Annotated in this window: 16 protein-coding genes; 6 read left to right on the top strand and 10 right to left on the bottom strand. The window is 67.1% G+C overall.

Features of this window, described 5'->3' with window-relative positions; genetic code table 11:
- Positions 1-310 precede the first annotated feature (310 nt).
- Positions 311-1,609 (top strand): dicarboxylate/amino acid:cation symporter, encoded by a 1,299-nt coding sequence (locus AC1RHV_RS27900; RefSeq protein ID WP_119450666.1) that lies wholly within the window; start codon positions 311-313, stop codon positions 1,607-1,609.
- A gap of 150 nt (positions 1,610-1,759) precedes the next feature.
- Positions 1,760-2,140, top strand: coding sequence for a hypothetical protein (locus tag AC1RHV_RS27895; RefSeq protein ID WP_125470418.1), 381 nt, complete (start codon positions 1,760-1,762; stop codon positions 2,138-2,140).
- 12 nt (positions 2,141-2,152) lie between these two features.
- Here the strand turns inward: AC1RHV_RS27895 and AC1RHV_RS27890 are convergent, their stop codons facing one another.
- The 9 genes from AC1RHV_RS27890 to phnG all read right to left on the bottom strand — a co-directional run bounded on the left by AC1RHV_RS27890 (position 2,153) and on the right by phnG (position 9,075).
- Positions 2,153-2,587 (bottom strand): hypothetical protein, encoded by a 435-nt coding sequence (locus AC1RHV_RS27890; protein WP_054451475.1) that lies wholly within the window; start codon positions 2,585-2,587, stop codon positions 2,153-2,155.
- Positions 2,588-2,724: 137 nt separating this feature from the next.
- Positions 2,725-3,267: an MOSC domain-containing protein gene (locus AC1RHV_RS27885; RefSeq protein ID WP_119450665.1), complete on the bottom strand. Its 543-nt coding sequence runs from the start codon at positions 3,265-3,267 to the stop codon at positions 2,725-2,727.
- A 23-nt stretch (positions 3,268-3,290) separates the two neighbouring features.
- Positions 3,291-4,490: an alpha-D-ribose 1-methylphosphonate 5-triphosphate diphosphatase gene (locus AC1RHV_RS27880; RefSeq protein WP_054451477.1), complete on the bottom strand. Its 1,200-nt coding sequence runs from the start codon at positions 4,488-4,490 to the stop codon at positions 3,291-3,293.
- Entirely contained in the window at positions 4,490-5,212 is a 723-nt protein-coding gene (phnL, locus tag AC1RHV_RS27875) for a phosphonate C-P lyase system protein PhnL (protein WP_054451479.1), read from the bottom strand. Before phnL ends, AC1RHV_RS27880 begins: the two co-directional genes overlap by 1 nt.
- Before the next feature lie 2 nt (positions 5,213-5,214).
- On the bottom strand, positions 5,215-5,991 hold the full coding sequence (phnK, locus tag AC1RHV_RS27870; RefSeq protein WP_013395684.1) for a phosphonate C-P lyase system protein PhnK: 777 nt from the start codon (positions 5,989-5,991) through the stop codon (positions 5,215-5,217).
- Positions 5,988-6,872, bottom strand: coding sequence for an alpha-D-ribose 1-methylphosphonate 5-phosphate C-P-lyase PhnJ (locus tag AC1RHV_RS27865; RefSeq protein WP_054451481.1), 885 nt, complete (start codon positions 6,870-6,872; stop codon positions 5,988-5,990). Before AC1RHV_RS27865 ends, phnK begins: the two co-directional genes overlap by 4 nt.
- Entirely contained in the window at positions 6,869-7,984 is a 1,116-nt protein-coding gene (locus tag AC1RHV_RS27860) for a carbon-phosphorus lyase complex subunit (protein WP_054451483.1), read from the bottom strand. The genes AC1RHV_RS27865 and AC1RHV_RS27860 overlap by 4 nt, the downstream gene beginning before the upstream one ends.
- A 1-nt stretch (position 7,985) precedes the next feature.
- The gene (gene phnH / locus AC1RHV_RS27855; RefSeq protein ID WP_492302341.1) at positions 7,986-8,603 is read right to left on the bottom strand and encodes a phosphonate C-P lyase system protein PhnH; all 618 of its coding nucleotides are present in this window, start codon (positions 8,601-8,603) and stop codon (positions 7,986-7,988) included.
- A gap of 1 nt (position 8,604) precedes the next feature.
- On the bottom strand, positions 8,605-9,075 hold the full coding sequence (phnG, locus tag AC1RHV_RS27850) for a phosphonate C-P lyase system protein PhnG (RefSeq protein ID WP_088142251.1): 471 nt from the start codon (positions 9,073-9,075) through the stop codon (positions 8,605-8,607).
- A 185-nt stretch (positions 9,076-9,260) separates the two neighbouring features.
- Between phnG and phnF the strand changes: the two genes are divergently transcribed.
- The 4 genes from phnF to phnN all read left to right on the top strand — a co-directional run bounded on the left by phnF (position 9,261) and on the right by phnN (position 12,607).
- Positions 9,261-9,983 (top strand): phosphonate metabolism transcriptional regulator PhnF, encoded by a 723-nt coding sequence (gene phnF / locus AC1RHV_RS27845; RefSeq protein ID WP_054451488.1) that lies wholly within the window; start codon positions 9,261-9,263, stop codon positions 9,981-9,983.
- 103 nt (positions 9,984-10,086) lie between these two features.
- On the top strand, positions 10,087-11,286 hold the full coding sequence (locus AC1RHV_RS27840) for an alpha-D-ribose 1-methylphosphonate 5-triphosphate diphosphatase (protein WP_492302338.1): 1,200 nt from the start codon (positions 10,087-10,089) through the stop codon (positions 11,284-11,286).
- Positions 11,287-11,288: 2 nt separating this feature from the next.
- The gene (locus AC1RHV_RS27835; RefSeq protein ID WP_192329103.1) at positions 11,289-12,032 is read left to right on the top strand and encodes a DUF1045 domain-containing protein; all 744 of its coding nucleotides are present in this window, start codon (positions 11,289-11,291) and stop codon (positions 12,030-12,032) included.
- Entirely contained in the window at positions 12,029-12,607 is a 579-nt protein-coding gene (gene phnN, locus AC1RHV_RS27830; RefSeq protein ID WP_192329104.1) for a phosphonate metabolism protein/1,5-bisphosphokinase (PRPP-forming) PhnN, read from the top strand. The genes AC1RHV_RS27835 and phnN overlap by 4 nt, the downstream gene beginning before the upstream one ends.
- A gap of 9 nt (positions 12,608-12,616) precedes the next feature.
- Here the strand turns inward: phnN and AC1RHV_RS27825 are convergent, their stop codons facing one another.
- Positions 12,617-13,582 carry a LysR family transcriptional regulator gene (locus AC1RHV_RS27825; protein ID WP_175181917.1) on the bottom strand — a complete coding sequence of 322 codons (966 nt, stop codon included), beginning with the start codon at positions 13,580-13,582 and terminating at the stop codon, positions 12,617-12,619.
- Positions 13,583-13,682: the final 100 nt, after the last annotated feature.

Below are 13,682 nucleotides of genomic sequence, written 5' to 3'. Positions count from 1 at the left end.
TTGCCCTGCGCCGCTGCCGCGCACGCCGGGATCGGCCCATTCTGGCATGAGCGCGAGCGATAGCGCAGCAGTTCCAAATTGATACAACTTCGACATCGCCGGTCCCGAAGCCGCTCCCGGGTAAGCCGCCTTATCCGTCCCCGATCTGACAACTACGTGTCAGGTGCGCGGCGTTAAGATCGCGCCCCAAGGGTAAACCCGGGCCTCTCGGCCTACCCTGGCATTCCCTCTCCGGATCCTCTTGCCCGCCTCTTGCCGGCGCGCCCGCCCTGCCGGGCCAGGCAAACGATCCCTGTTTTCCGTTTTGATCATGAACACTAAGAAGCTGACGCGTTACATCGGCATCGCCATGGTGCTGGGCATCGTGGTGGGCTATTTCTGCCACAACTACGCGCAGAACGAGAAAGAGGCCTTGCAGATCGCCTCGTACTTCAGTCTCGTCACCGACATCTTCCTGCGCATGATCAAGATGATCATCGCGCCGCTGGTCTTCGCCACCCTGGTGACCGGCCTGGCCAGCATGAGCGACGCCAGCGCCGTGGGCCGCATCGGCATGCGCGCCATGGTCTGGTTCATCGCCGCCTCGGCCCTGTCGCTGCTGCTGGGCCTGGCGCTGGTCAACATCTTCCAGCCCGGCGCGCACATGAACCTGGCGCTGCCGGACGCGAACCTGACCTCAGGCCTGAAGACGGGCGACTTCACGCTCAAGGCCTTCATCACGCACGTATTCCCGCGCAGCATCGCCGAGGCCATGGCCAACAACGAGATCCTGCAGATCCTGGTGTTCTCGCTGTTCTTCGGCGCCGCCCTGTCCTTCATCCGCGGCAAGGGCCACAACACCATCTACAACCTGATCGACGAGCTGGCCAAGATCATGTTCCGTGTGACGGACTACGTGATGCGCTTTGCGCCCCTGGGCGTGTTCGCCGCCATGGCCGCCGCCATCACCACCGAGGGCCTGGGCGTGCTGGTGAGCTACGGCAAGCTGATAGGCGAGTTCTACCTGGGCCTGGCGCTGCTGTGGGCCATTCTGTTCGCCGTGGGCTATCTGTTCCTGGGCAAGTCGACCTTCCGCCTGGGCGGTTTGATCAAAGAGCCCACGCTGCTGGCGTTTTCCACGGCCAGCAGCGAATCGGCCTACCCCAAGACCATCGAGGCGCTGACGCGTTTCGGCGTGCCCAAGCGCATCTCGGGCTTCGTGCTGCCGCTGGGCTACTCCTTCAACCTGGACGGCTCGATGATGTACCAGTCCTTCGCGGTACTGTTCATCGCCCAGGCCTACAACATCCAGATGAGCTTTACGCAGCAGCTGACCCTGCTGCTGGTGTTGATGGTGACCAGCAAAGGCATGGCCGGCGTGGCGCGCGCCTCGCTCGTGGTGGTGGCCGCGACCCTGCCGATGTTCCATCTGCCGGAAGCGGGCCTGCTGCTGATCATGGGCATCGACCAGTTCTTCGACATGGGCCGCACCGCCACCAACGTGGTCGGCAACAGCCTGGCCACCGCCGTGATCTCCAAGCTGGAAGGCAATCGCGAGGACACGGCCGATACCGAGTCCGCCGCGGCCGAGGAAGCCCCCGCGGGCCAGGCCGCACGCCAGAACGCCTGACGCAGCGGGCAATGAAAAACGGGCCGCATGGCCCGTTTTTTTTCATGGCTAGCGCCAGCTTGACCGGCGCCATGGCGGGGAGCAACATATAAGCCCTTCGCTTCCCATCCCGGCGCGGCGCGCATGGGCGCCACGCTCAGTCCTCATGCCATGAAACGCCTTAGCCTGCGCTGCGCCCTGGCAGCCGCGGCCCTGATGTCCGCCGCGCCCGCCTCCCACGCCTGGACCCGCATTTCCTGCGAGCTGGGCGGCACCGTGGCCAACCTGCCCGTGGTGATGCGCCAGTACCGCACCGACGGTACGGAACTGACGCAACTGATGTTTCGCTTGAAGGTCAGGAACGCGGACATCCCCGATGGCGCCCGCGCCGATACCGACTGCACCGAATTCGTCGGCCGCGAGATCGACGTGGTGCTGGAGAACACCGCCGCCAACACGGTCCGCAAGGGCAAGACCCTGAAGATGCTGTACCGCTACGACGATTCGCTGGGCCAGAGCCAGGCGACGAAGTTCGAGCTGGACCGGCCCTAGGCGCTGTACGCCCTAGTCGTTGACCGAGCACGAGACGGGCGCGCCGTCCTCGAATTCCACGTCGTAGGTGTGCACCGGATCCCAGGGCAGCGTGAACCACAGTTCATAGCCGTCGCCGTCTTCGTCGAACAGCCACAGCGCGCGCAGCACGGCATGCTGGGCCATGGCTTCGGGGGTTTCTTCCTGCAGCAGCTGGTTGTCGTCCAGGCCGAGCTTCTTGTAGTGCTCGTAGGAGTAGTTTTCCAGCAGGAATTCGGCCGCGGCCAGGATCTGGTCATCGAGGTCGTCGATGATGGCCTTGACCACCTTGGACGCGCTGCTGTCGGGTTCTTCGCCGTCAGTCTGGATCATCACGTGGATGGGCGGACGGCCCTTGCCGGCGGCGACGTTCTCCGCGGCCCACAGATCGGGTTCCTCGGGATCCTGGGTGAAATTGAATCGTGCCATCGCAAACTCCGGAAAAAGGGCCGGCGCGCCGCGGAAATCGCGGCCGCGCCTTTCCCGTCATTTAACCAGATGCACGGCCTCCCGGCTGCGCATATCGGCGATGTTTTTGCGACAGGCCGGCCTTGCGCGGACGGCGTTCAGACACGCTCCAGCGGCAGGTGCGGCAGGTCGGGCAGCGCCACGAGGATGGGATCGCCGGCGCTCACCGTGCCGCCTTCGATCACGATGCCCATGATGCCGGCGCGGCGCATCAGGCTGCCGTCCGGATGGCGGCCCAGCACAGCGGCGGTCAGGCCCTGCTGGTAGTTGTCGAGCTGGGAGCAGGGATTGCGCAGGCCGGTGATCTCGACCACCGCATCCGCGCCGATATGCAGGCGCGCCCCGCGCGGCAGGCCCAGCAGGTCGATGCCACGGGTGGTGATGTTCTCGCCCATGGTGCCTTCGGCCACGTTGAAACCGGCAAGCTGCAGCTCGTCGTGCAGCTCGCCGTGGATCAGGTGGACCTGCCGCAGATTGGGCTGGGCGGGATCCGCCTTGACGCGGGAGCGGTGCTTGACCGTAACGCCCATGTGGGCGTCGCCTTCCACGCCCAGCCCTTTCAGCAACATGATGGCCGGCACCACCGGCTTGCTGAACCCGTGCGTCGGGCTGCAGGCCACGGCTGTCACGATGGGATGCAACACATCTCTCTCCAGGAACCGGTTCAGGCCGCCACGGCCTGCTTTTCGGACGCCCGCTGCTCGCTGGCGCGCACGGGCGGATAGTGCGCCGAGAATACCAGCCGCCCCGCCGACCAGGTATGGCTGATCAGCGGCTGCGTGCCCACTTGCGCCACCGCCACCAGGTCCGCGCGCAGCCCCGGCGCGATGCGCCCGCGGTCGGACAGGCCGCAAGCCTGCGCCGGATTCAGCGTCACCAGCGCGACCGCCTGTGGCAGCGTCAGGTCGGTCTGAGCCGCCACCGTGTAGGCGGCGGCGATCAACGCCGACGGCTGGTAGTCCGAACACAGGCAGCTGGCCACGCCCGCGCGTATGGCATCGATGGCGCGCATGGAACCGCTCTGGCTCTGGCCGCGCAGCACGTTGGGCGCGCCCAGTATGGTGGGCAGTCCGCAGGACACCGCGGCGCGCGCGGTATCCAGGGTGATCGGGAATTCGCTCATCGCGACGCCCAGGTTGCGCATGGTGGCGATGCGCTGGATCGAATCGTCGTCGTGGCTGGCGGTGGGGATGCCCAGTCCCTGCGCATGCGACAGCAGCGCCTCCACCCGCGCCACCGCGCCATCCTTGGCGCGCGTCTTGGCCTGCGCGGCCTCCTCGGCCTGCTCGCGGCTCATGGCATGGTTGCCCATCATGTACTGCAGATAGGACTCCAGCGTCTTGAACTGGCCCTGCCCCGGAGAATGGTCCATCACCGACAGCAGGTCCACCGCGCCCTCGTCCATCAGCGCGCGCAGCACGTCCACCGAGGACGCGTCGGTGACTTCGTAGCGGCAGTGGACGCGGTTGTCGACCAGGCTGTGCTGGCCGAAGGCGCGCACCGTGCGCACCACTTCCGCCGCCGTCTGGTTGTTGCGCACGCCCCACTCGCTGTTGGCGAAGGACAGCGCGTGATACGGCGTGGTGATGCCGGCCGCGGCATTGCGGCGGTCCACCTGGGCCACGGCAAAATCCAGCGGAAACAACACTCGCGAACGCGGCTCGGCTTCCTTTTCGATGGCATCGCAATGCAGGTCGATCAAACCAGGCAGCAAGGTCTGGCCACGGAGATCGATCTCGCGGTCCGCGCGCGCGCCGGCAGGTTCGATGGCGACGATGCGGCCATCGTCGATCAGCACGGCGCTGTCCTCCAGGATGCGGTCCTGCAGTACCACGCGGGCATGGGTGAGATAGGTGCTCTGCATCATTGCTCCAGGTCGGCCAGGGCGGGTTGGGCGGGACGCAAGGCCAGCGTCTGCGTGGCGACTGCATCGCGCACTTCGGCGTCGTGGAAGATGCCCAGCAGGCAGCGGCCTTCTGCCATGGCCTCGCGGATCAGCGCGATCACGACCTGGCGGTTGTCCGCGTCCAGCGACGCGGTGGGTTCATCCAGCAGCAGGATGGGATGGCGCGCGATGAAACCGCGTGCGATATTCACGCGCTGCTGCTCGCCGCCCGAGAACGTGGCGGGCGCCAGTCCCCACAGGCGCGGCGGCACGTTCAAGCGTTGCAGCAGGGCTGCTGCGCGGGAGCGGGCTTCGTCGGCCTCCACGCCCGCTGCGCGCAGGGGTTCGGCCACCACGTCCAGCGCCGACACGCGCGGAATCACGCGCAGGAACTGGCTGACGTAGCCGATCACCTCGCGCCGCAAGGCCAGAATGCGTTGTTCGGGGGCGCCGGCCAGCTCCACCCATTCGTCGTTCCAGCGCACCCGGATGCTGCCTTCGGTCGCCAGATAATTGCCGTACAGGCAGCGTAGCAGGGTGCTCTTGCCGGTGCCGGACGGTCCCGCCAGCACCAGGCAGTCGCCCGCCGCCGCGTCGAAGTCGACCGACTCCAGCACGGGCAGGCGCATGCCCCCCTGGTTATGCAGGGTGAACATCTTTCCGAGGCCCCGCACCTCGATCATGGGAGTCTTTTCAGGCATGGTCAGCTCTGCAAAATGGAGGACACCAGCAACTGGGTGTAGGGATGCTGCGGATCGTCGAGGATCTGGTCGGTCAGGCCGCTTTCGACCACTTCGCCGCCGCGCATCACCAGGGTCCGATGCGCCAGCAGGCGCGCCACGGCCAGGTCGTGGGTCACGACGATCGCAGCCAAACCCAGATCGGCCACCAGCTGACGCAGCAGGTCCAGCAAGCGCGCCTGCACCGACACGTCCAGCGAAGCCGTGGGTTCGTCCATGAACACCAGGCGCGGGTGCGTAACGAGGTTGCGGGCGATCTGCAGGCGCTGCTGCATGCCGCCCGAAAACGAGGTGGGCCTGTCATCCAGCCGTCCCGCGTCGATCTCCATTTTCTGAAGCCAGTTGCCAGCGGCCTGACGCAAGTCACCGTAATGCCTGTCGCCCACGGCCATCAACCGCTCCGCGATGTTGGCGCCCGCGCTGACCTGCATGCGCAGGCCGTCGCGGGCGTTCTGCCGCACGAAGCCCCAGTCGGTGCGCGACAGCAGGCGCAGGCGTGCGCCGGGCAGCGCGGCCAGGTCGGTAAAGCCCTGGTCGCGGGTGTCGTACCAGACGCTGCCCGCGTCCGGCCTGGTCTGGTACGACACGGCCGACAGCAGCGTGCTCTTGCCGGAACCGGACTCGCCGACCACGCACAAGACTTCGCCCGGATACAGATCGAAGTTGACGTTGCGGCAGCCGTGCACGCCGTCCCAGGTGCGCGTCATGTTGCGCACTGAAAGCAAAGGTTGGGCGTTCATGCCGCGGTCTCCTGGTTGGCTTGCTGTTGCGCCTGCCGGTCGTTGCAGTACTCGGTGTCGGAGCAGACGAAGCGGCGCGTGCCGGCGTCGTCCAGGATGATTTCATCCAGATAGCTCTCGCGCGATCCGCACAGGTCGCAGCATTCGTTCCAGGTCTCGACCTTGAACGGGTGGTCCTCGAAGTCCAGGCTCTTCACCTGCGTGTAAGGCGGCACCGCGTAGACGCGCTTTTCGCGGCCCGCGCCGAACAGCATCAGCGCAGGACTGCGGTCCAGCTTGGGGTTGTCGAACTTGGGGATGGGCGAAGGCCGCATCATGTAGCGTCCGTTCACGATGACAGGATAGTCATAGGTGGTGGCGATATGGCCGTGCTGCGCGATGTCCTCGTACAGCTTGACGTGCATGCCGCCATATTCGGCCAGCGCGTGCATGGTGCGCGTCTCGGTTTCGGAAGGCTCCAGCCAGCGCAGCGGTTCAGGAATGGGCACCTGGAACACCATGATCTGCCCTTCCGCCAGCGGCGTCTCGGGGATGCGGTGGCGGGTCTGGACGATGGTGGCGGCAGAAGTGGATTCCGTCGTCGCCACGCCCGTGACACGGCCGAAGAAGCGGCGGATGTTGATCGCGTTGGTGGTGTCGTCCGAACCCTGGTCGATCACCTTCAGCACGTCGTTTGCGCCAATGATGGACGCCGTGACCTGGATGCCTCCAGTGCCCCAGCCATAGGGCAGCGGCATTTCGCGGCTGCCGAAAGGCACCTGGTAGCCGGGGATGGCGACGGCCTTGAGCAAGGCGCGGCGCAGCATGCGCTTGGTGGATTCGTCCAGATAGGCGAAGTTGTAGTGGTCGTCGCGTTCGACCGTTGCGTGTTGCGTAGTCATGGGGAAACCGCCTCGTCCATCAGATCGTTGCGCGCGGCCTCGGGCGCGGCGCGTTCGGCGCGCATGCGCCGCAACAGTTCAAGATTGGCCTGGAAGTCCACGTAGTGCGGCAGTTTCAAGTGCTGCACGAAACCGGAGGCTTCGACGTTGTCGCTGTGATAGAGCACGAACTCGTGATCATTGGCAGGCGAATCGGCGCGTTCGCCCAGGTCGCGCGCCTTCAGCGCGCGGTCCACCAGCGCCATCGACATGGACTTGCGTTCGCCATAGCCAAAGGTCAGCCCATAGCCCCGGGTGAACTTCGGGCCTTCCTCGGCGCTGCCCGCGAACTGGCTGACCATCTGGCATTCGGTGATCTCGATCTCGCCCACGGTGACGGCGAATCCCAATTCCTCGATGTGCATTTCCACCTCGAGCGCGCCGTAGCGGATCTCGGCGGCGAAGGGGTGGGTATTGCCGTAGCCGCGCTGGGTCGAATAGCCCATGGACAGCAGGAAACCTTCGTCTGCGCGCGCCAGGTTCTGCAGGCGGGCCGCGCGCGAGGCCGGGAAATCCAGCGGCTGCCGGGTCAGGTCGAAGGGTTCGGGATCGCCTTCGGGCACGGCTTCCGCGTCGATCAGGTCGTCATGCGCCAGCAGGTCGGTGACGCGCGGCATCGCGCTGTCCAGCGCCTCGCCGCCCGGCGGCAAGGCGTCGGCTTCGCGCTGCGCTTCGAGCGAGAAGTCCAGCAGACGCTGGGTGTAGTCGTAGGTCGGACCCAGGATCTGGCCGCCAGGCACGTCCTTGAAGGTGGACGAGATGCGGCGCTGCAGGCGCATGCGGCCGGTGTCGATGGGCTGGGTATAGCCAAAGCGCGACAAGGTGGTGCGGTAGGCGCGCAGCAGGAACACCGCTTCGATCAGGTCGCCCGCGGCCTGCTTGATGGCCAGCGCCGCCAGTTGCGGATCGTAGAGCGAGCCCTCCGCCATGACCCGCGATACCGCCAGCGGCATCTGTTCGCGGATCTGGTCCAGGCTCAGCTCGGGCACTTCGCGGTCGCCGCGCCGGTAGTCGTCCAGCATGCGGTAGGAATTGAGGATGGCGCGTTCGCCTCCTTTTACGGCTACGTACATGTCAGTTCTCCTTGCGCGTGCTGCGCGGCAGTGCGCAGATCCGGCGCTCGTGCGTCAGGAACACGTCGACACCGAGCGGAAACCGTTGATGATTGAGACGCCACTCGCGCCAGAAACCCTCGGGCAGCCCTGCCGCATGCAGCAGCTGCTGGCTCTTGATACCCGGGCCGCTGAGGATGGCGGGTTCCCCGCCCGACAAGGATTCGACCTCGATCAGCAAGGTAGTAGACAGATCGGGATAGGCCGGATCGCCCTGGTGGCAAGCCGAAAGCGCCGGCGCCTTGCTGCCAGCCGGCACCGCGGCAAAACGCGCGAGCGAGGGCGATGGCACGATGGGGCAGGCGCAATGAAATCGCAGAAACGCGATCGCGTCCGCGCTGACGGTTTCAGGCAGCCAGAGCGGCGTGTCCACGTCCACCAACGTCAGCAGCAGCGCGGTCATGGCAGGCGACAGGCCCGCCGGCACGTCGGTTTCGATCAGGATTTCATGGATGCGGCCCGGGTGGGCCATAGCGTCCAGCGCGGCGCGGAACGTGGCCTGCGCGTCGCCGACGGGATCCGCGAATCCGGGGAGCAGCGCCCGGCCCGAGGCCGCGGCGGCTTGTATCTGTTGCTGCATGTCAGTCCTCGCCTCGCACCATCGTGAAGAATTCCACCTTGGTCTGCGCCGCCACGCGGGCCTGGCGCTCGACCCGTTCGGCATGCAGGCGGGCCAGCGGCTGGATCAGCTGGGCCTGCACCGTGTCATGCCATTCCGGCAGTTGCAGCAGGGCGTCGGCCACGGCGGCCTGCTCGGCATGGCGCTGCGAGCGGCCCTGCACATAAGCCACGCCCACCACGCCCTCGCCCATCGTCACCGCGCAACGTGTCACGCTCATTTCGCCCAGGTTGAAGCGGGCCCCAGTGCCGCCGCTGCGGGCGCGCACCATGGCCATGCCGGTTTGCGCGGGGCGCAACGTCTGGTGTTCCGGCTTGCCCGCCAGCGCGCAAAAAGCGCCATCCAGCGCGGCCGGATCGGCCAGCGCCAGCACGCGCATCCAGGCGGCGCGTTGCGCGCCCGCCGCATCCTGCCCTGTCTTGGGGTGATCCATCTTTTTCCTCTAAACGTCTAGACGACCGGATGGAGTATGATCGCTCCGAAATGGAAGTTCAACAGCCTGGCGTGAATTTTTGATGACAGTTGCAGCGCGTCCGCAGCGCCTTTGCGGCCGCCGCCGCATGGTGCACAATCACTGCCATTCTTCATGAAGCTGATGTGACAGCACGAGCACACCCTATGGTCGAAAGAGGTTCCGGCATCGCCGTCTGGCGGCAAATCGGCGAAGCGCTGGCGGACGATATCCGCAACAAGCTCTATGCGGCAGGCGAACAGCTGCCGTCCGAGCCCGAGCTGGCCGCCAAGTTTTCCGTCAACCGCCACACCATCCGCCGCGCGATGGGCGAACTCGAACAAGGCGGCCTGGTCCGCATCGAACAAGGCCGCGGCACCTTCGTCCAGGAACACGCGATCGACTACGCCATCGGCAAGCGCACGCGCTTTTCCGAGAACCTGCGCAGCCAGGGCATGCTGGGCCACCAGGAAGTCCTGGGCAGCCAGAGCCTGCGCGCCGGCGACATCGCCAAGCACCTGGGCCTGACGCGTACCGCGCCGCTGTTGCGCGTGCAGATCGTAGGCAAAGCCGAGAACCGCCCGATCAGCGTCTCGGAACATTTCTTCGACGAAAAGCGCTTCCCCGACTTCGCCGACCGCCTGGCGTCGCTGCGCTCGATCTCCAAGGTCTATGCCCACTATGGCATCGGCGACTACACGCGCAAGTGGTCGCGCATCACCGCCGCCCTGCCCACGCCCGAAATCGCCCGCCTGCTGGGCCAGCCCAAGACCCGCCCCATTCTTCAGGTGGAGGCCTTGAATGTGGACCAGGAAGGCTCGCCGCTGCAATATAGCGTGGCGCGCTTCGTGGGCGACATGGTCCAGCTGATGGTGACGGACGACAGCTGACGCAAGGCCGCCGCCTGCGCGCGCAGGCGGCGCGGAAGACTCCGGCCAACGGATTAACTCATCTAGACATCTGGTTGTAATGCAATCCCGCTAACGTCACGCCATGAACACACACACGCACGCCCCCTCGCCCTTGGCCGGTGTCACAGGCCAACGCATCCTGACGCCGCGCGGCGTCGAACAGGCCAGCCTGCGGTTCCATGGCGGACTGATCGAAGGCTCCGCCTCCGCGGCGCCGCGGGGCGCGCCCTGGTTCGACGCCGGCGATCTGCTGGTGTTGCCCGGCATCGTGGACCTGCACGGCGACGCCTTCGAGCGCGCAGTCATGCCGCGGCCCAGCGTGACCTTTCCGTACGACAGCGCCCTGTTCGACGTGGACCGCCAGCTGCTGGCCAACGGCATCACCACCGAGTTCCATGGCGTGACCCTGTCCTGGGAAGGCGGGCTGCGCGGCGAGGCTTACGCCGAACGCATGTTCGACGCGCTGGAAAGAATGCGCTATCTCATGGGCGCGCGGCACTATGTGCACCTGCGCTTCGAAACCCATCACGTGGGCGGCCTGGATATTGCCCAGCAATGGATACGCGACGGCCGCGTGCGCTTCCTGGCGCTGAACGACCACCTGCCCAGCATGGCGCGCCGCCTGGGCGACGAGCGCAAACTGATGCAGTACGCCAACCGCGCCGAGTGCGACCTCGACGTCTTCCAGGACCGGATCCGCGCCGCCATGGCAGCCGCCGATTCGGTGGCGGACGCCATGCGCGAGCTGACCGGCTGCGCGCAGGAAGCGGGCTTGAAGGTGGCCTCGCACGACGATCCGGACGCCGCCACCCGCCGCTACTACCACCAGCTGGGCTGCGGCGTGGCGGAGTTTCCGCTGACCCGCGAGGCCGCCGGCGTGGCCCGCGACCTGGGCGATTCCGTGGTCTTCGGCGCGCCCAACGTCGTGCGCGGGGGCAGCCACACCGGCGCGCCCAACGCCACCGAAATGGTCCGCGCGGGCCTGTGCGACATCCTGACGTCCGACTATTACTACCCCGCCCCGCTGGCCGCGGTGATGAAGCTGGCCAACGACGGCGTGCTGCCGCTGGCGCAAGCCTGGGATCTGGTGTCCTTGAATCCGGCCCGCGCCGCCGGCCTGAAGGATCGCGGCGCGCTCGCGCCCGGACTGATCGCCGACGCCATCGTGGTGGATGACCAGGTGCCGGGGCTGCCCCGCGTCTGCGCCGCGATCGTGGGCGGCGAACTGCGTTACGCCACGCGCGCCTTCGACGACAGCCACAGCCAGCGCATGGCGGCCTGACCATGCCCCTCGCCCATCGCTACGCCCTGTACCTGGCGCCCACCGGCCCCTGGCGCGAACACGGCAGCCGCTGGCTGGGCCGTTGCGCCGACACCGGCCTGGCGCTGCCGCCGCGGCCGGGCCAGAACGCGGAAGCGCGTAACTGGACCGAAGCGCCGCGCCACTATGGCTTGCACGCCACGCTGAAGCCGCCCTTCCGCCTGAACCCGGGCGCAAGCCCCGAACAGGTCGACGCGGCCGCCCGCCAGTTGGCCGCAGGCGGCACGCCGTTCTCGTTGGAACTGGAATGCGAACCGCTGCGCGGCTTCCTGGCCTGGCGCATCGCTGCGTCCGACACGCAGGGACGCGTGCGGATCCAGGCCCTGGCCGAAGCCGCCGTGCGCGACCTGGATCCCTTGCGCGCGCCGCCCACGCCCGAGGAAACCGCGCGCCGCCAACCGCAATCGCTCAGTCCGGCGCAGCAAACCATGCTGGCGCGCTGGGGCTATCCGTACGTATTCGATACCTACGTCTTCCACATTACGTTGACCGGCAAGCTGCAAGGCGAGGCGCTGTCGCAAGCGCAGGCCGAAATCGCCGCGTTCGCCGATCCCTTGCGCGGGCAGCCCATGGCCGTGCCCGGAGTCAGCGTCTACGTGCAGCCCGCGCCGGGCGCGGACTTCGTCGCGGCGAGGCACTACGGTTTTGATGGTTCCAGCATCGATGCGGCCGGAGCCGGCTATCTGCAAGGACCGGCGGCGGCATGAGCGCCTCGGTTCCCGCCGACGGCGCCAGGCTGATCTACCTGATGGGCGCTTCGGGCAGCGGCAAGGACACCTTGCTGCGCCTGCTGCGCGCCGAGCTGCGCGGCGATGAGCCCGTGCTGGTCGCGCATCGCTACATCACCCGCGACAGCGGCGCCACCGAAGACGCGCTAAGCCTGACCGAAGACGAGTTCGGACGCCGCGCCGCCCTGGGCTGCTTTGCCCTGCGCTGGGCCAGCCACGGCCTGCACTACGGCATCGGCATCGAAATAGACGCCTGGCTGTCATGCGGCGCCGCGGTCATCATCAACGGCTCGCGCGCGCACCTGGAACAGGCGCACTCGCGCTACCCGGCCTTGACCGCCGTGGAAGTCACGGTTGATCCCGGCCAGCTCGTCAGTCGCCTGGCGGGACGCGGACGGGAAAGCGCGGAACAGATCGCGCAGCGCCTGGCGCGGGCGACGCAGGCATTCCCCGTACCGCCACAATGCCGCTTGCTGCGCGTCAGCAACGATGCCGCCCCGGAAACCGCTGCCGCCGCACTGTTGAACATCGCCCGCGACAAGCTCAACGCCTAGCGCCGCCGTTCAACGCGGGTCGCCCTGGCCCCAGGGCGCGGCGGCGTCTCCGCACAGATCCAGCAGGATCTCCGAAAAGCATTCCTCCGCTGCGAGCGGCTGTTCGCGCTTGCGCCGTATCAGGTTGATCGGCGGCAGTTCCCAGCCGAAGTCCCAGGGCACCATGCCCAGCTTGCCGCGCTGGCAGAGTTCGCGCGCGATGTCTTCCGGCACCACGGAGATGAGGGTCTCGTTCATCGTCAGCATGCCTTCGATCACGTCGGTGGAGTACGCCTCCAGCACCGGCGATGGCGGCTGCAATTCGGCGCGGATGAAATGCTCCACGATCAGTTGCCGCGTCGGCGTGTTGGCCGCCGGCAGCACCCAGTCCATCGCCGCCACAGCGGCCCAGTCCGGCTTGCGCCGCGCCAGCCGCTGCGCAAGCCGGCCATGCGCGATCAGGCGCGGCCGCTGGCGGTACAGCACGCGGTGGATCAGATCCTCCGGCGCCACGGTCGAGGTGGCGCGGCTGATGATGCAGTCCAGTTCGTGCCGGCGCAGCATGGGCACCAGATGGTCGGTGGTGGCGCGGTGCAGGCTGAGCGTCACGCCGTGGCGCTGGTGCAGGCGGCTGATGGCCGCCGTCAGCAAGGCGCTGGACACGTAGGGCACCACGCCCACCTGCAGATGCGCGGAACGGCCGGCGTGCAGGGCCTCGACCTCGCGCGCCCACAGGTCCAGGTCGCTGAGCATGTGGCGCGCGCGCACCAGGGCCAGGTCGCCCAGCGGCGTGGGTTGCAGGCCGCGACCGGTGCGCGTGAACAGCGGCGCGCCGAAGATGTCCTCGATCTCCGTGAGCGCCTTGGTGACGGCGGGCTGGCTGATGCCGGCCGCGGCGGCCACGCGCGTGAGCGAGCCGTGCCTGGCGATTTCGATCAGCAGCGCCAGGTGGCGATGCTTGAGACGGTTGGCGAGACGGGCGGCATCCCAGGTCACGATCTTTCCTATAACCAATTGGTTATTCAATTATGCCAACAAAGGAAAAATCAGTTATTTCATGACCCTATACTGCAAGCATCCCCTGCTGCCCGGACCG

It is taken from the genome of Achromobacter sp. GW823-FHT04E03 (assembly GCF_058796095.1).
The sequence above is the reverse complement of the archived record's forward strand: the minus strand, read 5'-3'. Positions and strand labels throughout refer to the sequence as shown.

Excerpts from the sequence above, each read along its gene's own strand:
- AC1RHV_RS27865 (WP_054451481.1), bottom strand. The coding sequence starts at position 6,872 with ATGACTACGCAACACGCAACGGTCGAACGCGACGACCACTACAACTTC.
- AC1RHV_RS27860 (WP_054451483.1), bottom strand. The coding sequence starts at position 7,984 with ATGTACGTAGCCGTAAAAGGAGGCGAACGCGCCATCCTCAATTCCTAC.
- phnH (WP_492302341.1), bottom strand. The coding sequence starts at position 8,603 with ATGCAGCAACAGATACAAGCCGCCGCGGCCTCGGGCCGGGCGCTGCTC.
- phnN (WP_192329104.1), top strand. The coding sequence starts at position 12,029 with ATGAGCGCCTCGGTTCCCGCCGACGGCGCCAGGCTGATCTACCTGATG.
- phnG (WP_088142251.1), bottom strand. The coding sequence starts at position 9,075 with ATGGATCACCCCAAGACAGGGCAGGATGCGGCGGGCGCGCAACGCGCC.
- AC1RHV_RS27835 (WP_192329103.1), top strand. The coding sequence starts at position 11,289 with ATGCCCCTCGCCCATCGCTACGCCCTGTACCTGGCGCCCACCGGCCCC.
- phnK (WP_013395684.1), bottom strand. The coding sequence starts at position 5,991 with ATGAACGCCCAACCTTTGCTTTCAGTGCGCAACATGACGCGCACCTGG.
- AC1RHV_RS27900 (WP_119450666.1), top strand. The coding sequence starts at position 311 with ATGAACACTAAGAAGCTGACGCGTTACATCGGCATCGCCATGGTGCTG.
- phnF (WP_054451488.1), top strand. The coding sequence starts at position 9,261 with ATGGTCGAAAGAGGTTCCGGCATCGCCGTCTGGCGGCAAATCGGCGAA.
- AC1RHV_RS27880 (WP_054451477.1), bottom strand. The coding sequence starts at position 4,490 with ATGCAGAGCACCTATCTCACCCATGCCCGCGTGGTACTGCAGGACCGC.
- AC1RHV_RS27890 (WP_054451475.1), bottom strand. The coding sequence starts at position 2,587 with ATGGCACGATTCAATTTCACCCAGGATCCCGAGGAACCCGATCTGTGG.
- AC1RHV_RS27895 (WP_125470418.1), top strand. The coding sequence starts at position 1,760 with ATGAAACGCCTTAGCCTGCGCTGCGCCCTGGCAGCCGCGGCCCTGATG.
- phnL (WP_054451479.1), bottom strand. The coding sequence starts at position 5,212 with ATGCCTGAAAAGACTCCCATGATCGAGGTGCGGGGCCTCGGAAAGATG.
- AC1RHV_RS27840 (WP_492302338.1), top strand. The coding sequence starts at position 10,087 with ATGAACACACACACGCACGCCCCCTCGCCCTTGGCCGGTGTCACAGGC.